This is a genomic window from Myxococcus vastator (assembly GCF_010894475.1).
Taxonomy (GTDB): Bacteria; Myxococcota; Myxococcia; order Myxococcales; family Myxococcaceae; genus Myxococcus; species Myxococcus vastator.
On the sequence record NZ_JAAIYB010000113.1, the window covers coordinates 1 to 20,073 of the forward strand.

General features: G+C 69.6%; 21 protein-coding genes and 2 pseudogenes. 8 read left to right on the forward strand and 15 right to left on the reverse strand.

Going from position 1 to position 20,073, the window contains the following annotated elements:
• Positions 1 to 2: 2 nt before the first annotated feature.
• From G4D87_RS13820 to G4D87_RS13830, 3 genes are all read left to right on the forward strand, one after another.
• The gene (locus G4D87_RS13820) at positions 3 to 764 is read left to right on the forward strand and encodes an LEA/WHy family protein (protein ID WP_163782533.1); all 762 of its coding nucleotides are present in this window, start codon (positions 3 to 5) and stop codon (positions 762 to 764) included.
• Between the two features lie 11 nt (positions 765 to 775).
• Positions 776 to 1,480, forward strand: coding sequence for a leucyl/phenylalanyl-tRNA--protein transferase (gene aat / locus G4D87_RS13825; protein ID WP_163782534.1), 705 nt, complete (start codon positions 776 to 778; stop codon positions 1,478 to 1,480).
• An 83-nt stretch (positions 1,481 to 1,563) separates the two neighbouring features.
• A complete protein-coding gene (locus tag G4D87_RS13830) occupies positions 1,564 to 2,346 on the forward strand; it encodes a hypothetical protein (protein ID WP_163782535.1) in 783 nt (260 codons plus the stop codon).
• Positions 2,347 to 2,385: 39 nt separating this feature from the next.
• Here G4D87_RS13830 and G4D87_RS13835 read toward each other — a convergent pair whose 3' ends face one another.
• Genes G4D87_RS13835 through G4D87_RS13865 form a run of 7 tightly spaced genes read right to left on the reverse strand, consistent with a single transcriptional unit; the run spans position 2,386 to position 8,120 of the window.
• Positions 2,386 to 3,168, reverse strand: a complete 783-nt coding sequence (locus G4D87_RS13835) for a hypothetical protein (RefSeq protein ID WP_163782536.1) — start codon at positions 3,166 to 3,168, stop codon at positions 2,386 to 2,388.
• 16 nt (positions 3,169 to 3,184) lie between these two features.
• Positions 3,185 to 3,769 (reverse strand): imm11 family protein, encoded by a 585-nt coding sequence (locus tag G4D87_RS13840; protein ID WP_163782537.1) that lies wholly within the window; start codon positions 3,767 to 3,769, stop codon positions 3,185 to 3,187.
• 12 nt (positions 3,770 to 3,781) lie between these two features.
• Positions 3,782 to 4,648 carry an AHH domain-containing protein gene (locus G4D87_RS13845; protein WP_163782538.1) on the reverse strand — a complete coding sequence of 289 codons (867 nt, stop codon included), beginning with the start codon at positions 4,646 to 4,648 and terminating at the stop codon, positions 3,782 to 3,784.
• On the reverse strand, positions 4,645 to 5,763 hold the full coding sequence (locus G4D87_RS13850) for a hypothetical protein (RefSeq protein ID WP_163782539.1): 1,119 nt from the start codon (positions 5,761 to 5,763) through the stop codon (positions 4,645 to 4,647). Before G4D87_RS13850 ends, G4D87_RS13845 begins: the two co-directional genes overlap by 4 nt.
• Positions 5,760 to 7,082 (reverse strand): TIGR02270 family protein, encoded by a 1,323-nt coding sequence (locus G4D87_RS13855; RefSeq protein ID WP_163782540.1) that lies wholly within the window; start codon positions 7,080 to 7,082, stop codon positions 5,760 to 5,762. The genes G4D87_RS13850 and G4D87_RS13855 overlap by 4 nt, the downstream gene beginning before the upstream one ends.
• Before the next feature lie 18 nt (positions 7,083 to 7,100).
• Positions 7,101 to 7,595: a DUF6484 domain-containing protein gene (locus G4D87_RS13860; RefSeq protein ID WP_240358262.1), complete on the reverse strand. Its 495-nt coding sequence runs from the start codon at positions 7,593 to 7,595 to the stop codon at positions 7,101 to 7,103.
• Between the two features lie 60 nt (positions 7,596 to 7,655).
• Positions 7,656 to 8,120: a DUF4150 domain-containing protein gene (locus G4D87_RS13865; RefSeq protein WP_163782542.1), complete on the reverse strand. Its 465-nt coding sequence runs from the start codon at positions 8,118 to 8,120 to the stop codon at positions 7,656 to 7,658.
• A 209-nt stretch (positions 8,121 to 8,329) separates the two neighbouring features.
• Here G4D87_RS13865 and G4D87_RS40340 point away from each other — a divergent pair.
• Both G4D87_RS40340 and G4D87_RS39385 read left to right on the forward strand, forming a co-directional pair.
• A pseudogene (locus tag G4D87_RS40340) lies at positions 8,330 to 8,695 on the forward strand (DUF1016 N-terminal domain-containing protein); the annotation flags it as partial.
• Positions 8,696 to 8,717: 22 nt separating this feature from the next.
• Positions 8,718 to 9,254, forward strand: a pseudogene (locus G4D87_RS39385) (PDDEXK nuclease domain-containing protein); the annotation flags it as partial.
• Between the two features lie 123 nt (positions 9,255 to 9,377).
• On the opposite strand, the gene G4D87_RS13875 reads toward G4D87_RS39385, so the two are convergent.
• Both G4D87_RS13875 and G4D87_RS13880 read right to left on the reverse strand, forming a co-directional pair.
• The gene (locus G4D87_RS13875; protein WP_163782543.1) at positions 9,378 to 10,379 is read right to left on the reverse strand and encodes a hypothetical protein; all 1,002 of its coding nucleotides are present in this window, start codon (positions 10,377 to 10,379) and stop codon (positions 9,378 to 9,380) included.
• Positions 10,380 to 10,482: 103 nt separating this feature from the next.
• Positions 10,483 to 11,250, reverse strand: a complete 768-nt coding sequence (locus G4D87_RS13880; RefSeq protein WP_163782544.1) for a pilus assembly protein N-terminal domain-containing protein — start codon at positions 11,248 to 11,250, stop codon at positions 10,483 to 10,485.
• Between the two features lie 54 nt (positions 11,251 to 11,304).
• Here G4D87_RS13880 and G4D87_RS13885 point away from each other — a divergent pair, with 54 nt between their 5' ends.
• Complete coding sequence (locus tag G4D87_RS13885; RefSeq protein WP_163782545.1) at positions 11,305 to 12,672, forward strand: hemolysin family protein; 1,368 nt, start codon at positions 11,305 to 11,307, stop codon at positions 12,670 to 12,672.
• 45 nt (positions 12,673 to 12,717) lie between these two features.
• Here the strand turns inward: G4D87_RS13885 and G4D87_RS13890 are convergent, their stop codons facing one another.
• The 5 genes from G4D87_RS13890 to glgA form a co-directional block, all read right to left on the reverse strand.
• The gene (locus G4D87_RS13890) at positions 12,718 to 13,584 is read right to left on the reverse strand and encodes a hypothetical protein (protein WP_240358263.1); all 867 of its coding nucleotides are present in this window, start codon (positions 13,582 to 13,584) and stop codon (positions 12,718 to 12,720) included.
• On the reverse strand, positions 13,562 to 14,110 hold the full coding sequence (locus G4D87_RS13895) for a hypothetical protein (protein ID WP_240358264.1): 549 nt from the start codon (positions 14,108 to 14,110) through the stop codon (positions 13,562 to 13,564). Before G4D87_RS13895 ends, G4D87_RS13890 begins: the two co-directional genes overlap by 23 nt.
• A 120-nt stretch (positions 14,111 to 14,230) precedes the next feature.
• The gene (locus tag G4D87_RS13900; protein WP_163782548.1) at positions 14,231 to 14,713 is read right to left on the reverse strand and encodes an LEA/WHy family protein; all 483 of its coding nucleotides are present in this window, start codon (positions 14,711 to 14,713) and stop codon (positions 14,231 to 14,233) included.
• A 1-nt stretch (position 14,714) separates the two neighbouring features.
• Positions 14,715 to 15,629 carry a serine/threonine protein kinase gene (locus tag G4D87_RS13905; RefSeq protein WP_163782549.1) on the reverse strand — a complete coding sequence of 305 codons (915 nt, stop codon included), beginning with the start codon at positions 15,627 to 15,629 and terminating at the stop codon, positions 14,715 to 14,717.
• A gap of 35 nt (positions 15,630 to 15,664) precedes the next feature.
• Positions 15,665 to 17,098, reverse strand: coding sequence for a glycogen synthase GlgA (gene glgA, locus G4D87_RS13910; protein ID WP_163782550.1), 1,434 nt, complete (start codon positions 17,096 to 17,098; stop codon positions 15,665 to 15,667).
• Here glgA and pdxH point away from each other — a divergent pair, their 5' ends adjacent.
• Entirely contained in the window at positions 17,099 to 17,761 is a 663-nt protein-coding gene (gene pdxH / locus G4D87_RS13915; protein WP_163782551.1) for a pyridoxamine 5'-phosphate oxidase, read from the forward strand. It abuts the gene before it with no gap.
• Positions 17,762 to 17,769: 8 nt separating this feature from the next.
• On the opposite strand, the gene G4D87_RS13920 is transcribed toward pdxH, so the two are convergent.
• Positions 17,770 to 18,459, reverse strand: coding sequence for an SDR family oxidoreductase (locus G4D87_RS13920; RefSeq protein WP_163782552.1), 690 nt, complete (start codon positions 18,457 to 18,459; stop codon positions 17,770 to 17,772).
• 79 nt (positions 18,460 to 18,538) lie between these two features.
• Here G4D87_RS13920 and hemG point away from each other — a divergent pair, with 79 nt between their 5' ends.
• Complete coding sequence (gene hemG / locus G4D87_RS13925) at positions 18,539 to 19,948, forward strand: protoporphyrinogen oxidase (protein ID WP_163782553.1); 1,410 nt, start codon at positions 18,539 to 18,541, stop codon at positions 19,946 to 19,948.
• Positions 19,949 to 20,073 lie beyond the last annotated feature (125 nt).

Here is a 20,073-nt window from a genome sequence, read left to right on the forward strand (position 1 = left end):
GACTGTCCCGGCCTCCCAGTCCCGCCGTCCTCACCGCCCAGCGGACGGTCGTCGCGTCCCAGGGCCTCACCGACGCGCTCCTGCGCTACGAGGCCCAGGTGACCAGCCCCGGGGAGGGGGTGGTGGAGCGGGCCGACTACGAGCTCGTCGCCGACGGCCAGGTGGTGAAGACGGGCACCGCGAAGCTGGACGTGGCGCTGACGCCCGGCGCGCCCACGGACCTCTCCTTCGAGGAGCGCGCGCCCTACGTGAAGAACGCGGACGACCTGGCGCGGCTGAGCGCCCAGGGAGGCACGCTGCTGCTCGCCCTGCGCGGCACGCTCGTCGTGCGCTCCGGGGGCCAGGAGCAGACGATTCCCTTCGCCGCCAGCCGCGCGGCGCGGATGCCCCGGCTGCCCACGGTGGTGGTGGCGGAGCTGGACGGGGCGCGCTACTCGGATGAGGAGGTCCAGCTCAACCTCCGCCTGGGCGTGCGCAACCCCAACCCCTTCCCGCTGCGGCTGGAGGGCCTGACGTGGACCGCGTCGGTGGCCGGCAAGACGCTGGACAGCGGCACGCTGGCGCGGGCGGACACCGTGGACGCGTCCGCCACGGGCGTGTACCCGGTGGAGCTGGCGGTGACGAAGGACACCTGGGGCCCGGAGGTGAAGGCGCTCATCTCCAAGGGGCTGTTGCCCTACGGGGTGACGGGTGAGGTGACGGGCCCGCTGCTGCGCGTGCCCTATTCGCTCACGGGCGAGGTCAAGCTGAACGTCTCCCGGTAGAGTGGCACGCCGTGCCCATCTACCTGTTGAGTGACGAGCACCCGGAGCTCTTCCCGCCCCCGGAGCGCGCCGACACGAGCGGCGTCGTCGCCGTGGGCGGTGACCTGCGTCCGGAGCGACTGCTGGCCGCGTACGCCCGCGGCATCTTCCCCTGGTACAGCGAGGGGGACCCCATCCTCTGGCACTCGCCGGACCCGCGCTTCGTGCTGACGCCGGACGCGCTCCACGCGGGCCGCTCGCTGCGCAAGACGATGGCGCGCGGCGTCTATGAGGTGCGCTACGACACGGCCTTCCGGCGCGTCATCACCGAATGCAGCCGGGTGCCGCGGCCCGGGCAGGCGGGCACCTGGATTACCGAGGAGATGATGGAGGCCTACGTCACGCTCCACGAGGCGGGCTTCGCGCACTCGGTGGAGGCGTGGGCCCAGGGCGAGCTGAAGGGCGGCCTGTACGGCGTGTCCCTGGGCGCGGCCTTCTTTGGAGAGAGCATGTTCGCGCTGGCCCCGGACGCCTCCAAGGTGGCCTTCGTCACCTCGGCGGAGCGCTTCCAGGGCTGGGGCTTCCAGCTCATCGACTGTCAGGTGGAGACCGAACACCTGGCCCGCTTCGGCGCGGAGAACTGGCCCCGCAGGCGCTTCCTCGCGGCGCTCGCCCGGGCGCTGAAGGAGCCCACCCGGCGCGGGAAGTGGACGGAAGCCGCGGCCGGGGCGACCTGATGCTTTCAGAGATGTGCAGGCCCCTTTGAATATCGGCGGTGGCGGGCCGTCACGTCCTCACCCCGCCGCCAGAGGAGCCGCCCATGCGCTGGAAGTCCGCTCTGTTGCTTCCGCTGTGCCTCGTCACCACCGCCTGCGGCACGTCCGTGAAGCACCAGGCGCTGCTCGAACGCCGCGACGCCATCCGGCTGGCGGACGTCGAGCGCGAGCAGGGCGAACGGGAGCAGTACCGGAGCGTCAACGGCTTCCAGGACACGCGCTGGGGGATGACGCGAGCGGAGGTCCTGGCCGTCGCGCCTGGCGCCCTCCCGTCCAACGCGTGGGGAGACCTGCGAGCCCTGGGCGTCGTCGCGGACCGCCCCGCCGTCATCGACTACATCTTCGCCGACGGACAGCTCGCCCAGGTCTCGCTCCGGTTCCGGACACCGGGCGCGGTTCGAGGCGACTTCCGGGCGCTGGAGGAGCTGCTGAGCATGAAGTACGGCAAGCCGGCCTCCAGGGAGGACTCCGCCCTCGACGCGGCCCAACACCTCGCGCTGGTGGAGATGAGCAACAACCTGTCCGAGGCCTCGGCGAACTACCGCGCGGCGCGCTCGGGCTACCGGTCCCCCACCCCAGCGGTGGGCTCCTTCGAGCGCCAGCGGGAGGCTGATGCGCGGAACAATGCGCTGGCCGCCAGCTACGACTACGCGCTCGAGTCCACCTGGAAGGACGCCGAGACGGACCTGGTGCTCAGCGGCACGCAGCAGCCTGGAGCGCGCGGCCTCTCCCTCCAGTACCAGAGCGCGCGGCTCGCCCCCTACCTGTCCCAGGAGCTGGCGGTCCGCGCGGAGCAGCGCAAGGTGGAGCAGTCGCTGGAGCTGTAGCTGGGGCGCTCCGGAGCCGCCGCGGATGCGCCGCGGCGCTCACGGGCCGAGAGAAACGACCCAGTCCCCGGCGTAGTGCGACGTCATGGGCGTGCGGGCCAGCGGCGGACAGTACTGGAAGTGCTCGTCGAAGCTCGCGAGGTCCGCGCGCTCGGAGAGCCTGAGCAGGGCGAGCCCTTCCAGCCAGATGGCTCGCTTCGGCGCGAAGCGTGTCACGGGGGTCGTGAAGAGCTTCGCGCGCTTCTCGATGTCCTCGCCATGCACCAGCACCGCGTGCCTGAACGCCTCGGAGAAGGCCGCTGCGTCGCCAGCGAGCAGGGCGCGGGCACAGGCAGCCCGGTCCGACTCCGCCTCGAGCTGCAGCGCCTCCATCGCCTCTACCCTTGGGATGACGGCATCCCGGGTACCGGGTGAAATCAGCGCATGGAAGAGCTGGGCGCGGGCGTGCTCGGAGCGGTACTCCTCGCCCGGGAGCCAGCGCGTCTCGGAGAGCTCCGCGACCTGCCGCGCCAGACTCCAGTGTCCCGCCGTAACGGCACCGAGCAGCGGCTCCATGTAGCGCGAGGCCGGGAGTGCCCACTGCTTGAGGTGGCAATGCGTCAGCAACCGCCGCCAGTTCTCGGCGGCCCGGCACAGGTTGAGGAAGAAGCCCTGCGGGTTGCCATCCACGAGCAGGGTGGCCACGGCCACGACGTGGAAGTGGAGGCAGAGCTCATCCACGGTCCGCACCAGGACCTCCCGGCTCGCGGTGGGCTCGACCTGACGCATCAACTGGGGAATGGCCCGCCCGGAGTCCTCCCGCAGTGCCGCGAGCTTTGCCACGCTGCCTCCTCCAGGTTCAGGCGAACATGTCGTCGAAGCCTTCGGCAACATGGAGCTTGAAGCCCGTCAAGCCAGACTGCTCAAAGGCATTCCTGACCCGTTCCGAGACAAGAATCAACTCCATCATGTTTCGGGCGCGGAAGATATCGGCCTTCGGATCGATCTTCCCCTGAGTCAAAACAAGATTGCCGACCCGAGTCACTTCCTTCTTCGTTATCGGATCAATGTCACAGTCTGACTTATCCAAGTCAATGACATCCTGGGAGCCCAAAACATTAAGGATTCCGTATCCCTCGGCGGCTGGATTCCACTGATGATCACACATGGTGACCGGAAGGAACTCCGCGTTATCGACTTTCAGCTCCTCAAGCACCTGCGTCACGCGTGACGACACCAACAAGACACCCACGGTGTTTCGCACGAAATCGTAGAGCTTGCGCCGGTCTGGAAAGTGGTCCGAGAACGACACCTTCCCGCCCGCTGGAAACTGTCGCGCAAGCGGCTCACCCCGACTGAACTTCCAGTTGGTGGGGCTGCCCTCGGGCAGTGCATCAATGATTGCACCATCCACCGACTCAGCCTTGATTACCCAATAGCTCACACGTTTACCTTTCTACCAGAGACTTCCCCACTCATAGTGGGCCGAACCATCTTTGTTCGCATATCGGACATGCTCGGCGCCCGCGCCAACATACCGAACACCCCCGACCTTGGCCGCCACTATTTGGCGGCTCAGCTTGACCAGGAAAATCCAGAATTGCTCTTCAAGTTTCTGCAGAGCCGCGAAGGCAGACTCGGGAAGATCTCCGTGAGGCGCACCCGAATCAATGACGGCCTGGAGGCGCTTGGACACCTTCCGCATCTCATCCATGACCCGCATCGTGTAGGACTCGTGGTCGCTCGGATGGCAGATGAGTGAATGGACCGGGACCGCCCAGTCCTCGGCGGGCAGATTGATGATATTGTGCCCGTGATTGATGTTGTACTCGGACATCAACAACAGCCGCGTCTGCTTGTACGTGAAGGCCGGCTTGCCGTCCTTCATCATGTAATAGAAAGCCGAGCCCGGCAGCATGTGGTGGGCTTCCCAAGCATACGGATACTGCTGAGTGTACGTGGGGTTGAAGTTCTCCTTCGGCCCTCCTGGAAACTCCGCCCGCTCCATCACCATGGTCCGGATTTCGCTCAGGTGCGCATGGCCGAAGTGACGATACACCCCCCGGCCATCATGGGCCTTGAGGTACGTGTAGCCTCGGCGGGCGTAATTATCACCCTTGGCCAGCACCCCATTCAGCGGCGCGTTGGGGTCCAGGTGCCCGTCCGGAGCGGGCTCAACCTTCTTCTTGCTCTTGCTCTTCTTCGCCTCCTCCTTGGCCTCGGTCCGGACGGCGTCCTTCCGAGCCAGGTTGCGCTTGAAGATGCCGTTGAGCCTGCGCGCCAATTCCGTATTCAGATTGTGCCGCGTGTCACCAGTCGTCATGGCAAGGCTCCTCCGGACGGATGCGCAGCAGTGGTTCCTACCAAGATGGCGCCTCGGCCGGAATCGTCCGCGCTGGCGAAGACGAGGCTCACGGTGGAAGGCGCATAGCCGCGCTGAAGTCCCCTGACCGCGACACAAGCGCCGACCGCCCCCATCGCGGCCCCCACGTCCCCGAAGCCGCTAGAGGGGTACCAGGTCTGGAGCCCCTCCAGCGAAGCGTCTAACGTCCGCAGGTGCAGCAGCACCATCCCCCACTCCCGCGCCCGTCCCTCCTCTCCGTTGTGGTCGCTCACCAGGAGCGGCCGGGCACGAAGGGCTCCCGCGGCCGCGAGGACCGCCTCGGCGCATGCCGCCAGTGCCCGTCCATCCGAAGGCCTGTCAGCGCCCCGCGGGTGCGGCTCTTCCCCGAGCCGCACCGCATGCAGCACCACCTGGACCTCGCCCCGGGGAGGTTGCGCGGGCCCTCCGGTGGACAGCAACAAGGCCGCGCCCGCTTCCCCGGGTATCAGGCCCACGGGCTGCTCCGGCGTCTTCAACCGCCGTCCATCCGCCAGCGCATGGAGCGTCGGCGCTTCGATCAGGCAGTCCACCCCCATCACCAGGCACGAACGAAGCCCGCCGCTCCGCAGCGCCGCCTGGGCCGCATGCAGCGCCCTCGCGAAGGCCACGTGCCCACCGCCGAAGAAGCGCCGGGGCCCAGACCATTCCAGCCCCATGTTCCGCAAGCTCGCCTCCAGCACACGGCGCCCCAGCGCATCCATTCGCAGGGTCTCCGTGCCCTCCGGTTCGCCCAGGTCCAGACCTCGCTCCCATGGGTCTGGCAGCGACAGATAGACGCCGGTCTCCGGCCCGAGGACACGCAGGTCCACGCGCGCGCCCACATCCTTGAGCACCTCGCACGCCAGCGCCACGAGCCGACCGACGCCCGAGAAGCCGAACGTCGCCACCGGCAGGGCACAGACTGTCACGGGCCTCGGTTCCTCATCGCCAGGATGGGCGACATCCACGTCGGGGGATGGCGAGGGGCGCGGCAGATTGGCCCGGAACGCGGCGCACGCGGGGATGACCGGTCCCAGGCATGACGCCATGCCCAGCGCCTCGACGAACACCTTCATGCCCCACCCCACGCGCCCAGGCCGCCCTCCAGCGACCGGGCGAAGCGCGCAGGCGGCAGGCGCCTCGCGGCGTCCTCTTCCGCGCGCTGGGCGCGTGTCCAGGCGCCCGAACAAAACCCCAGTGCGCCCCGGGTCCGCAGCGCCACGGCCCACCAGAGCGACCGGCGGCGATACATCGACCCGTCTCGCAGCGCGTCGAGCAACGACACCTGCTCCATGGGCAGCCCCCGCACATATCGCACCGTCGGCTTGAACCGGGGGGCGTGCTCGGTCCACCACGCCTCCACGCGGGGCACCTCCGGCGACGGGAGGTCTGCTTCCGGCGCGTACTCCACGGACGTCTCCTCGTCACCCGGCGCCACGCCCGCTTCCGCCTTGGGAACCTCCATGCCGGTCACCAGCGAGAACGACTCCGCGGCCAGGGGCGCCCACGAAGGCTCGCGCATCGCCGCAAGGCAGGCCCGCGTCGCCTCGACAGTCCCCAACAGCCCGAGCACTCGCAAGGTCTCCGCCCTGCGGGTAGCGTCTCCCAGCCCCTCCAGCAGCAACTTCTGGGCGTCTGGCCCACCCGCCACGGACAGGGCCCCCAGGGCCATCTGGCGGTGCGGCCCGCCCTCCCGGACCTGACGGCGACATTCCCACCACGCCAGCCGACTTCCCGCCAACAGTCCTGCCTCCAGTGCGGCACCAGAAACCTCGGAGGAAGATGAGCGCAGGCCCGACTCCAGCGAGGATTCAGACAACCGGGCGGGCCAGGAGCGCAGGCAGCGAAACGCGGCGGCCCGCACCTGGACGCCCTCATGGGTGAGCGACGCCTCCAGCACGGGCCCGGGGTCCACGCGCCATGCCCCCAGGACCTCCAGGAGCGTCGAGAGCACCCAAGGAGGCGGCGAGGCTTCGAGCAGGGGCCGCAGCCAGGACTCCAGCCCCCATCCGCCGGCACAGAGGAGCGCGGCCTGGATGCCCGCACGCGGGCCCTCCTCTCCCTCCTGAAGCACCTCGAGGACACCGCGCACGGCCGACTCCAGGGCCTCCTCCTGGCGCAGCAGCCCGAGCGCGGCGCACTCCACCCGCCCCGGCTCGTCCGCTTCAGCCAGAGCGGGCATGAGCAGCCTCGTCGCTGCCCTGTCCCCCGCGAGCACCAGCGCATCCAGATGGGCGAGGAGCCGCGCCTCCACCCGAGCCACCTCGTCGAGGACATGGTCCGGCGCCACGAGGGCACGCCGCCACTGCCTCCACAGGAAGCCCGCCTCGTCGAGGTGTGACGCCAGCATCTCCCAGGAGACGGGGAGCGCTAGGTGCCGGGGCAACGGGTTCATCACGTCGTGCCCCTGTGCCTAGTTGATCTGCGTCTTGCCGCCACGAAGGCGCAGCACCTGGCCCGCGTCGACGAGCACGTGCTCACCTCGAAGCAGTATCTGTCCATTGCGCCGCAGGACCAGGCTGGACTTCCCGCAGCGCAGCTCGAGCTCCTCGGTGGCGTCGTCCAGGAGTCCTTCGAGGGGGATTCGCTGTCCGTTGGCGACAATGGCGACCTCCCCATCCTGGCGCGCGTCATCGGGCGCTTCGAGCAAGGCATCCAACAGGGGCGTCTCACTGCGCGGTTGCAGCAAACCGAGGACGATGGGGCGCGTCGGCGCGCCCCGCTCGAAGCAGAGCACCGCCTCCTGCCGCGCCTCGATGGCCCTCAGCAACGTGGTCTCATCCACCACGAGCGAGAGCCGTGCCTCCAGCGGCCCATGGCCGTTGCCCTCGAAGTCCACCTGCACCGTGCCGCCTCGCCCCCGTCCGATGACCTGGCCGATGAGCGTCCCGTGAATGGGCGTCTCCACTCGTGGAGGCGAGCGCCCGGCATCATGTTCGTGTGAGGCCATGGGACTCCGCCCTTATCGCTACAGCTCTTTTTCGCAGACCAGGCAGTTGCACTTGCCCGAGCCCTGGCCGGCCGCCACCACCGGCGGCTGCATCAACGGAAACGGAGGCGTGTTCTTGTCGTTGTGCAGCATCAAGTCGAGGGCCCTCGCCACGTTCTTCCCCTCGACATGGACGTCGAAGGAGAAGTTGACGAACTCGGCCTTGCCCTTGGTTTTGCCAGAGACGACGCCGCCCCCCGCCGTTCCGGCCTCATCCCCCGTGCTGGTGCTGAAGTGGGAGTCCTTCACGCACAAGGGGTTCCCCTCCACCACCACCGTCTTGCTGCCCTGCGCGGTATCGGCGGAGCGCGCCACGTTCGGGTACGGTAGGGGGAGGGGGCCCGCCGGGCTGGGCGTCTTGCAGACATCCGGAAACGCGACGGAGACGCCGTTGGAGTCCTTGGTCACCACGGACATCTTGTTGACACCGACCGTATTGGCCATCGCGCCCCCTTCCCCGAACGCAGGGGAGGGAAGCATTCCTCATCTCGCGCCAGGGGCTCAACCCAGACACCCCGCACCGTTTGCACGGCGACAGTGTGCGCATTAAAGGGGTCCCCAAGCGCACCGCGGCAGGTGCTGGGCGAGAGTTACTCGCGCCGTACTAGAGAGACGCAAAACTTCCGAGACGGAAAAGGTGCCGACCCAGGTGATTGAGGAGGCGTCATGAGCGCACGCAAGGCGGCTGGGCGCCCGACGAGGAAGCCCACGACAGGCAGTGCCAGAAGAGTCGCCGCACCGCCGCGCTGACGGGGCTCTACTGGCAAATCGGTCAGCGCTTTCACACAGAGGTGCTCGACGAGCGGCGCGCGGCGTATGGGGCCCAGCTTGTCTCCTCCGCGGGGAGACAATTGGAGGCGCGCTACGGGCGAGGCTTCGGCGAGAAGAGCCTGCGGCACATGATCCGGTTCGCACGCGCGTTCCCCAGCGCGGAGATTGTCTCCGCACTGTGGAGACAATTATCGTGGAGCCACTTCAAGCAGCTCAGCTACCTGGAGGGCGAGCTGAAGCGCACCTTCTACGCCGAGGCTCGACTTCCTCGAACTCGCCGACACATACAGCGAGAAGGACCTCAAGTCGGCCATCCTCCGGGAGATCGAGCGCTTCCTCCTGGAACTAGGCGCGGGCTTCGCCTTCATCGAGCGGCAGAAGCGCATCACGCTCGATGGCGACGACTACTACCTCGACCTCCTGTTCTTCCACCGGCGCATGCAGCGGCTCGTCGCCATTGAGCTGAAGATCGGCGACTTCAAGCCCGCCAACTCTGGGCAGATGGAGCTGTACCTGCGCTGGCTCGACCGGCATGAGCGCCAGCCCTCGGAACAGCCGCCGCTCGGCATCATCCTGTGCGCGGGCAAGAAACGCGAAACGGTGGAGTACCTGGATCTCGACGCGCGGGGCATCCACGTCGCCGAGTACCTGACCGAACTGCCTCCTCGGAAGGTGCTTGAGGAACGCTTGCACCGCGCCATTGAAGCTGCGCGGGACCGGATCGTGCTGGGCGCCAGCGTTGATGCTGTGTTCGACGTCGCCCTGACGCGGACACCGACCGCCAAGCCCAGGGGGCGCAGGAAGTGACGGCGAGCTCCGCCACCGCGTAGATGCAAGCCCCGAGAGAGAAGGTGCGCACGGAACAGGCACGCCATTGGAGCCCGGCGGCCCCGCTCCCAGCCCAATCACAGGGTTCAACCCCGACACTCCTCACCGTTTGCACGACGACAGTGTGCGCTTCCCGAACGCCAGCTCTTCCTCCGTGGGGCTGCCGTAGCGCACCGTCTTCGGCGCCGCCTTGGGCCTGCCAGCGTCGTGGATGTGGAGCACGCCCAGGTCGCGGCTGAGGACGGTGCGCAGCCCGGTGCCGTCGTAGAGCGCGCCGAAGAAGGCACCACCGCCGCGCAGCGGCAGCGGCGCCAGCGCACCGGCCGGCCGGAGCAGCAGCGCGGTGTGGTCCTCCGTGTCCCACTCGCAGGGGTCCTTCTTTCCGTCGCGCTTCATCCACGACACCAGGATGTCGAACACGGCGCTGCCGTCATCCCACCGGCTGCTGAAAATCTCCCACTCGCGCTGGCACTCCGGGGCCTCGCACGACGCGCGCTCGGGAATCACGTCCGACAGCTCCAGGGGCAGTCCCCGGCCCTCCTTGCTCGTGGAGTTGTCGTCGGCGCGGCGCAGCTTGCAGCCCGTGGGCGCGTCCTTCTGGCGCAGCGCCACCGGCGTGCCCGACAGCCGGCCCGGGGGCAGCACGTCGCAGTCCACCTGCAGCTCGGACATGAGGTACGTCTTGCGGTCCGCGTCCGTCCCCATCCGCACCGCCCACCACACCACGGGCACCGCGCGGCAGGCCGCCGAATCCGCCTTGCCAAACACCCACAAGGGCACGGACGGGTCCGGCGCGCCCAGCTTCCGGACGTCCACCTCCTCCGGCACCAGCTTCACGCCGGAGCGCTCACGCTCGCTCTCCGAGAAGAAGCGGTCCTTCGACTCCGAGATGATGGCCTGGTGCGCCAGCCAGCCCGAGCCCGTCAAGCCCACCAGGTTGCGCGCCGTGAAGGGCACCACGTCCGGGCGCTTCGGACAGCCGCGCTCGGGCTCGGCGGCCGGAAAGGTGTCCACGTCATCGAACTGCGCGGACGCCACCAGGGGCAGCAGCAGCGCCAGGCTCGACACCCACGCCTGCGCGGTCAACCGGACAGCCAATCGCATCGGGCTCCTCCACGAAGCAGCGCCCGCGGCCAGCTGGGGCATGCGGGCGAAAGAGGCAGCCTCCCGTCATACCGCAAGCCCGCGACACACCAAGCCCAAGCCCTCAGCGTTTGCGTGACTTCTTCGGCGGCGGCAGCACCTCCACCGGAATCTCCCGCTCCACCTCCACTGCGGCCGGCACACCCGCATCGGTGGGCGCTGGCGGCTTCACCTCCTGAATCTGGTCATCCAACGGCACCCGGCCCACGGAGCGGTGGAACAACTCCCACAGCGCCTTGCGGTGCACCTCCGGCGAGCCCGCGCCCGACACCACCACGCCCGCGCCGCTGTAGCGGGCCTCCAGCCCCAGCGGCTCGAGCCCCTCCCCCAGTGAAGCGAGCTGCTCCTGGAGGACGGGGAGGTCGAAGGTCAGCTCCAGCTCCCGGGCCACGAAGGCGTCCGTCTTCAACAGCTCCAGCAGCGCCAACCTGCACGCGGAGTCCTTCACCGAGGCACTCAAGGAGCGCTCCGTGCCGGTCGTCGCGTTCAGGTCCGGACAGGCCTTGCGGGCCGCGGCCAGCCGGGGCGCGGGGTCCTCCCGCGGCGGCGAGCCCACCGTGAGGCTCCACACGGCGAAGCGCCCCCCCGCGTAGAGCAGGAGCAGCGTCCGCCCCGCCTTCTGGCCGGTGAGCAACAGCTCATTGCTCCCGGGCAGCAGCTCCGCGTCCGCCACGGAGGCGTCCGCCACCTGGACCCAGTCCACGGTGTCGAGCTTGTGGAAGCGCTCCTTCCCGGGCTCCAGGGGGACGACCAGGTCCACCGGCCACGCGTGCGCGCGCGCCGGGACGAGAAGGGCCAGGAGTGCTCCAACAACGTACATGCGAGCGGACATCAGGGCTCCAGCGCAGTGGTGTGGACCCTTAGCACGGGATAAGAACAGGGCTCTATGCCTACCTGGACCCTCTGGGTCGCCTGCCTGGCGCTGAGCTTCATCAGGGCCCTTGTCGCCGCTTCGGAGTCCGCGCTCTACGGCGTGTCCGACCTGCGAGCACAGGAACTGGCGGACACGCAGCCGGGCCGGGCGACGCGCCGGGTCCTCCGCCACAAGACGGACCGCGAGCCCGTGGCCACGGCGCTGCGCCTGGGCATGGTGCTCAGCGGCTTCCAGGCCGCGGCCATTGGGGCCTTCGTCCCGCCGCGCATGCTGGACTTCAGCCGCTACGGCGAAGCCGAGTGGCTGCCGGTGGCCACCGTCGCCGCGGGCGCGCTGCTGGTGGGCGTGCTGGCCACGCTCATGGAAGTCACCATGCGCGGGCTGGCCAACGGCAGCCCGGAGCGCTGGGCCCTGCGGCTGTCGGGCTTCACCGCGCTGCTGGTGACGGTGCTCTACCCGCCCATGCGCGTGGCCATGGTGGTGCTCAACCTGATGGCGCGCACCTTCGGCCGCACGCTGCGCTTCGAGCCGCCGCCGCCGCCGCTGGAGGAGCTGGAGAAGCTGCTGGCCGCCCAGGCCGCGAAGAACGAGGTCGACAAGAGCGCCCCGCAGCTCATCCGCTCCATCTTCGAGCTGTCCGACAAGCGCTGCCGCGACGTCATGGTGCCGCGCACGGAGGTGGTGACGGTGGACATCACCATCCCCCCGGAGGAGCTGCTGCGCCTGCTGGCGGAGGAGAACCACTCCCGCATCCCCGTGTACCGGGACGACGTGGACCACGTCATCGGCGTGCTGCACGCGCGAGACATCATCCCGCTGCTCCAGCACCCCGAGCTCATCGTCCTGCAGGACATCATCCGCCCGGCGCACTTCGTGCCGTGGATGAAGCCCATTGGCGACCTGCTCCGGGACATGCAGAAGCAGAAGATTCACATGGCCATCGTCGTCGACGAGTACGGCGGCTTCATGGGCGTGGTGACGCTGGAGGACATCCTCCGCGAAATCGTCGGCGACATCGGCGACGAGTTCGAGGTGGAGGAGAAGCACGTGGAGAAGCTGGCCGACGGCAGCTTCCTGGTGGACGCCGCGCTGGAGGTGGACGCCTTCACGCAGACGTTCGGCTTCCCCCTGCCCGAGGGCGACTTCGACACGCTGGGCGGCTTCCTCTCCTCCATGGCGGGCCACCTGCCCGACGTGGGCGAGCGCTTCGCCTACAGCGGCTGGCAGTTCGTCGTGGCGTCCAAGGAAGGCCCCCGCATCGACCGCGTGCGGATGTCGCGCGGGAAGTCCGGCCTCACCAAGGACGGCAAGGCCACGGAGTCCCGCGACGGACTGCCGCGCGAGCCCGGCCGCGAGGAGCAGGCCTCGGCGAAGAGCTGAGGCCCCAAGCGACGCCGGCCCCACTCCGGGGCCGGCGCCCACGCGCTACTGGGACCAGTAGCACTCCAGCGTCTCTCGCGCGGACTTGCCAATGAGCTCGCAGTTCTCGAAGCGGGCGCGGTCGCTGCCGCCGAGCTGCTGGCCGTAGCGGTCCGCGAAGCGCCGGAAGTAGGCATCCGGAAGCGCCTTGGAGTCGAGCCGGAAGTCCGCCGCCGGGGCGCGCTCGAGCTCCAGCCGGAAGGCGATGCCCCGCCCGGCGACGAGCCTCCGGATGCTGGCCTCGTCGGTGATGGCCTGCTCCACCAGCTCGTTGAGCGGCTGGCGCAGCGACACGGCGCCGTCCTCGCCGGTGCGCCCGGTGCGCCGCGCGGCGCCCAGGGAGACGCTCCAGTGCAGCGGGCCCTTGAGCGCGAAGGTCCGCTCATCACAGCGCTGGGAGCGCTCCTCCTCGACCTCGCCGGTGTTGACCTCCTCGCGGGTGACCTCCTCGTCGGAGAGGGCCGTCACCAGCGGATAGATGGAGGCCAGCGCCAGCACCACGCCGAGCGTCATCGGGAGGTCGATGTCCTCGTCCTCGGACTCGCCGTCGGACATGGACATCAGGACGCCGCCACCCCCGAGCATCGCGAGCCCGCCGAGCAACGAGCCCATGGGCGGACGCGTCGTCGTGTCGATGCGCTTCTTGCTGAACTCGGTGGAAATCTCGGTGCAGGTGTTGCGCTTCACCGAGACGCGGGCCACGTAGGACGCATCCACGACGCTCTCCAGCGTGTCGCGGTGCGTCTCCCCCAGGGGCGCCTCTCGCAGCCGCTCGCCGCGCACGTACTCGGACGTCGTGCTGCACCCCGCCTGGGTGAGGAGCAACGCCGCCAGCCCCGCTGCCCCGAACCTAGAAGAGCCGGTTGCGCGCATCTTCCATCGCCCCACAAAGCCGCGAGTAGTGTTCCAGCGCCCGCTCCAGCCGCAGGCTCTTGTCGACGTCCGTCTGCCGCCCGGGGACGAAGTCCCGCACCGACGTCACGGAGAGGTCCACATAGGGCAGGCTCTGGAACTTGCCGGTGGGCTCCGCGCAGTAGCGGTTCTCCGCGCTGCACTTGCGGAACATGGAGTACGTCCCGGTGTGCTTCTCCTTCACACGTAGCCGGAGCGTCGCATCATTCCCACCGTTGAGCCGGATGACCTCGATGGGCAGCAGCAAGCCGCGCAGGTCCACGATTTCCGTCCGCTCACGGGGCTTGTCCAGCACCATGACGCGGCAGTCCTTCACCGTGACGTGCACCTCCGTGTCGTTCCACGCCTCGATGTGCTCGCGCAGCCACGCCTCCGTCTGCGCCTTGGTCGGGTCGGCCTTGCGCGTGGGAGCCGGGGGTTCAGAGGGTGCCTTCTCCGCGGCCAGGGCACTGGCGGAGCTCAACAGCCCCAGGGAAACCGGAAGCATGTATCGTTGTAAAAGCGACATGCACCGCACCGTGCCATGTCCCGCGCTCCGCCAGCAACGGACAAGTCCCATGTCACCGCATGGGTAAAGCCTGCCCCACGGACACGTACGCCAGCGGCCTCAGTTCCCGTCCAGCGGCGGCACCCAGGCCAGCGGCAGCACGCGCTCGGACGTGAAGGGCGCGCGCCGCTCGGTGCCGCCGAAGCGCAACACCACCCCGCCCTCCACCCGCACCCGCCGGGGCACCGGCTCCGGCCCGCCCGTGGGGCGCGCGCTGGCCAGCGGGAAGAGCACGCGCAAGGGGGCGCTCCCATCCGCGGCCAGGGGGGCCGCCACCTGCTGCGTGCCCACCGCCACGCGGCGGCCGTCCACCCGCAACGTGAAGTCCACCGCGGCCAGCGTGGCCGCGTCCGAAGCGGGGTTCGTCACCGCCAGGTCCAAATCCAGGACGCCGGTGCCGTCCTGCCGGAAGTCCACCTGGAAGCCCACCACGCGCACCGCGTCTTCATAGGCCCGCGGCCGGAAGGGCACCGAGCCCAGACACCCGGACACGGCGAGCCCGCCTCCCAGCAGCCCCAGGATGACGGCCCGGCGCGAGCGCATCTCAGCCACCCAGCAGCGGCTGGAGCGCCTCCACCGTCAGCGGCCAGCCCGCGCGCCGGGACAGGGACTCCAGCGCCTTGATGAACTCCGCCGCCGTCTGGAAGCGCCGCGCCCGGTCCGCGAACAGCGCCTTGCGCGCCACCTGCACCGCGTAGTCCGGCAGCTCCGGGGAGGACGTCAAGAGCGGCACGCGGGCGTCGCGCACCTTGTGCATCAGCTCCGCCTCGTGCTCCCCGGCGAAGAGGCGGCGGCCGGACCACAGCTCCCAGAGGAGGATGCCCACCGCGTACAGGTCCGTGCGCGCGTCCACCGGCAGCCCCAGCACCTGCTCCGGGCTCATGTAGGGCAGCGTGCCGCGCAGCGCGCCGGAGTCGCCGCGCATCATCCCCTCCACCTCCGCCACGCCGAAGTCGGTGAGCTTCACGTCGCCGTTGATGCCCAGCAGCAGGTTGGCCGGATTCACGTCGCGGTGGACGATGGTGGCGCCGTTCTCCCCCACCTTCGCCCGGTGGATGTAGTCCAGCGCCTTGAGCAGGGACCAGGCGATGTAGCAGGCGGACTCGGGCGGCATCGCCGCGCCGGCCTTCACCAGCAGCTCCTGCATGTAGCCCAGCGTCCGGCCGCTCACGAGCTCCTGCACCATCAGGTAGTCCGGCCCCGCCTTGAACAGGCGGTAGGTGCGGACGATGTTCGGATGGCGCAGGCGGACCGTCAGCTTCGCCTCGTCGACGAAGGCCTTGACGTAGGCGGTGTCGCTGCGAAACGACGGGTGCAGCCGCTTGATGACAATCTCGTCCGGTTCACCCGGTGAGCGCTGCGTGGTGACCCGGGCTCGCGCCTGGTACACCTCCGCCATGCCGCCCACCGCCAACCGGCCGACTACCTCGTAACCACCCAGGTCCGGAGCATCCGCCACGGCACAACACTACTGCGAATTTCCGTCCGCACCCACTATTCCGCCATCAGGTCGTGGAAGAGCGCCTCATAGCGGCGGCCGGACGCCCCCCAGGAGAAGTCCTTCTCCATGCCCCGGCGCCGGAACTCGTCCAGGCGCGACGGGTCCGCGTAGAGGGCCAGGGCGCGGCGGATGGCCGCCAGCAGGGCGGACTTGTGGAAGGCCTCGAAGAGGATGCCGTTTCCGTCCAGGCCCCCCTCCACCGTGTCCACCAGCCCGCCGGTGGCCCGGACGATGGGCACCGTGCCGTAGCGCAGCGAATACATCTGGTTCAGGCCGCACGGCTCGTAGCGGCTGGGCATGAGGAAGAAGTCCGCCCCCGCCTCCACCAGATGGGAGAGCGCCGGGTCGAAGCCGAGGTGCACGCCCACCTGCTTCGGGTAACGGGCCTGCAACGCGAGCAGCCCCTCCTCCAGGGGGCCTTCGCCACTGCCCACGCCGACGACGCGGAGGTCCGCGTGGAGCGCGGCTGGCAGGGCCTCCAGCAGCAGGTCCATGCCCTTCTGCCACGCCAGCCGGCTGACGAAGCCGAACACCGGCGCGGGGCTGTCCTCCAGTCCGAAGCGGGCCAGCAGCTCGCGCTTGCACACGGCCTTGCCGGCCAGGTCCTTCAGGCCGTAGCGGGCCGGGAGGAAGGCGTCGTCCTCCGGGTTCCACTCGTGCGTGTCCACGCCGTTGAGGATGCCGTGGAGCCGGTGCGCGCGGTGCCGCAGCAGGCCGTCCAGCCCGTAGCCCTGCTCCGGCGTCTGGATTTCCCGCGCGTAGGTGGGGGACACGGTGGTGAGCGCGTCGGAGAAGACGAGCCCCGCCTTCAGGAAGTTCACCGCGTCGTGGAACTCCAGCCCGTCATGGGCGGTGAACAAGTCCCAGGGCAGCGCCAGCTCCCCCATCACGTCCTTGGGGAACTGCCCCTGGTAGGCCAGGTTGTGGATGGTGAAGACGCTCTTCGCGTGCGCCAGCGGCCCCGTCTGGAAGCCGCGCCGCAGCGCCACCGGCACCAGCCCCGTCTGCCAGTCGTTGGCGTGGATGATGTCCGGGATGAAGCGCAGCCGCTGCGCCGCCTGGAGCGCGCCCACGCTGAGGTAGGCGAAGCGCCGGTGGTTGTCGGCGAAGGCGCCCCCCGCATCCCCGTAGAGGCCGTGGCGGTTGCCGAAGAGGAACGCGTTCTCCAGGAAGAGCACCTCCAGCCGCTCCGACACGCGGGCGGCGAGGATGGGGCCCGACAGCTCGCCGAAGGGGAAGCGCAGCAGCAGGGACTGGCCCGTGGGCTGAAGCCGCTCCGCGCCGCGCAAGTCACGGTAGCGCGGGGTGATGACCTTGACGTCATGGCCCAGCGAGGCAAGCGCGGCGGGGAGGGCCCCGGCCACGTCCCCCAGGCCCCCCGTCTTGGAGAACGGGGCCACCTCCGAGGAGATGAAGAGGACATTCATGTGCGCACATTGACGTGTGTGCCGGATGAGTCAACCGCGAAGGTGCACACCTGCCCCGCCCCCCATATGTTGCGACGCGTGATGATTCCTCCAGACCCCATCCAGCGCTTCGCGGAGCTCTTCGAGCGGGCGAAGCAGGCCGTCGCGGTGGACCCCAACGCCATGGTGGTCGCCACCGTGGGAGAGGACGGGCGCCCCAGCGCGCGCGTCGTCCTGCTCAAGGACTTCGATGCGCGCGGCTTCGTGTTCTACACGAACCACGAGAGCCGGAAGGGCCGCGAGGCCCGCGCGCATCCCCATGCCGCGCTCTGCTTCTACTGGCAGCCCCTGAATGAACAGGTGCGCGTGGAAGGCCGCGTGGAGCGCGTCACGGACGCGGAAGCCGACGCCTACTTCCAGAGCCGCGCCCGCGGCAGTCAGGTGGGCGCCTGGGCCAGCCTGCAGAGCCAGCCGCTGGCGACTCGCGAGCAGCTGGAGGCCCGCGTGGCGGAGGTGGAGCAGAAGTACGCCGGCCAGCCCGTGCCGCGCCCGTCGCACTGGTCCGGCTTCCGCGTGGTGCCGGACCGCATCGAGTTCTGGCACGCCCAGGAGAGCCGCCTCCATGACAGGCACGTCTACCTGCGCGAGGACGGCGGCTGGCGCACGCAGCTGCTCTACCCCTGAGGGCGCGGCTACCAGGGCACCTCGGTCCCCTGGTAGTCGAAGAACCGGCCGCTGTGCTCCGGACTCAGCCCGTCGATGACCCGCAGCATGCCGCGCACCGAATCCGGCGCCGGCAGCGTGGCGTCCGGGCCGCCCATGTCCGTCTGCACCCAGCCGGGGTGGAGCAGCACGGTGACGAAGCCCTCCGGGCGCAGGTCCGTGGACATGGAGCGCACGGCCATGTTCAGCGCGGCCTTCGACATGCGGTACGCATAGGCGCCACCGTCGGTGTTCGCCGCCAGCGAGCCCATCCGCGAGGTGACGTGCGCCACCCGCCGCAAGGCGCCTTGCCGCAAGCCCGGCAGCACCGCGTTGGTGACGCGCAGCGGGCCCAGGGCGTTGATGGTGAACGTGCGCGCCAGGTCCGCGTAGTCCACGTCCCCCAACGCGCACCACAGGCCGGAGACACCGGCGTTGTTGATGAGCACGTCCACGGGGCTGGTGCACACGTTCGTGGCGAACGCGCGCACGCTGGCGTCGTCCCCCACGTCCAGCGCATGGATGCGCAGGCGGTTGCCTGCCTTGTGCTTCAAGGGCTCCAGCCGCCGTGCTCCCTCTGGCGACCGGACCCCGGCTTCGACGGTGTCGCCCCGCAGCAGGAGCTGCTGGACGAACTCGAAACCAATCCCCCTGCTCGCTCCGGTGATGACGTAGCGCATGCATGGCATTAACGCGCTGAATGCCTCCCGCTGGCAAAACCCGCGCGCTGACAATCGGGGAGTGCACGCTGGTAACCGCATGAACCCCATGCAGAGGACACATCCGATGAATGTCGCCGTCGTGGGAGGTGGGATTTCCGGGCTGGCCATCGCGCACGGTTTGCGTTCGCGCGGTACGGCTGCCGTGCTCCTGGAGACATCCGCACGCCTTGGAGGCGCGGTAGGCACGCATGCGCGCGCTGGCTACCTGGTGGAGCAAGGTCCCAACAGCTTCCTGGACCGCGAGCCCGCGACGCGAGCACTCGCGGCGGCGCTGAACCTGGAAGGTCGAATCCGGGCCGCCGACCCTTCGGCGAAGCGTCGCTATATCTACACGCGGGGCAGACTCCGGTCGGTGCCGGCTTCGCCGCCGGCGTTCCTGGCTTCGGACATTCTTCCGCTGGGCGCGCGGCTGCGGGTCGCCGGCGAGCTGTTCTCCGGCCGCGCGCCAGAGGGAACGGACGAATCACTGGCCGCGTTCGGCCGCCGCCACCTGGGCCGCGCGGCGACGCGGGTGCTGCTGGACGCGGTGCAGACGGGCATCTACGCCGGGGACGTGGAGCAGCTCAGCGTCGAGGCGACGTTTCCCCTGCTGGTGAAGCTGGAGCGCGAGCACCGCAGCCTCATCCTGGGCGCCCTCCGCGCGCAGAAGGCTCAGCGCAAGGCCCTGCCCGCGGGTGACGCGCCGAAGCTGACGGGCGCGCTGAGCACGTTCGACGGGGGCCTCCAGGTGCTCATTGACGCGCTGGCCGCCTCGCTGGGCGGCGCGGCACACGTGGGCGCGCGGGTGGAAGGCCTGACGCGCGTGGACGGCGGCTGGAAGCTCGCCGTTGAGGAGCACGGACGCCGCGCGGAGCTGACCGCGTCCCACGTGGTGCTGGCGGTTCCCGCGTTTGTCGCCGCGCGGCTGCTGCGCCCCCTGGATGACGCGCTGGCGGAGCAGGTGGCCCGCATCGACTACGCGCCCATCGCGGTGGTGCACCTGGGCTTCGACGCGGGCGCGGTTCCGGCGCCGGATGGCTTCGGCTTCCTCGTCCCCTTCGAGGAGCAGCGGCGGCTGCTGGGCGCCATCCACGCGTCCACCACCTTCCCCTTCCGCGTCGAGGGCGGCCGCGTGCTCTACACCTGCATGGTGGGCGGCGCGCGGCAGCCGGAGCTGGTGCAGCGGGATGAAGCGGCGCTCGCGGCGCTGGCGCTCGAGGAGCTGCAAGCCCTGACGGGGGTGACGGCCCGGCCCACCTTCACGGAGGTCTTCCGCTGGCAGCAGGGCATCCCCCAGTACAACGTGGGGCACCTGGCGCGGATGGCGGGCATCGACGCGGCGCTCCAGCGCTGGCCGGGGCTGCACCTGGCGGGCAACGCCTACAAGGGCATTGGCCTCAACGACTGCATCCGCAACGCGGCGCGGCTCGCGGATGCCCTGGCGGACGAGGACACCGTTCGGAAATAGGGACTGCGACCGCTCGTTGTCAGGGAGCGACCGCTCGGGCCGGAGGCGTCAGCGCAAACCAGGAAGTCGCGTCAGACTGGCAGTGCATGCTTCCCGGAGTCAGGAGCCCCCCGCCATGTTCGCCC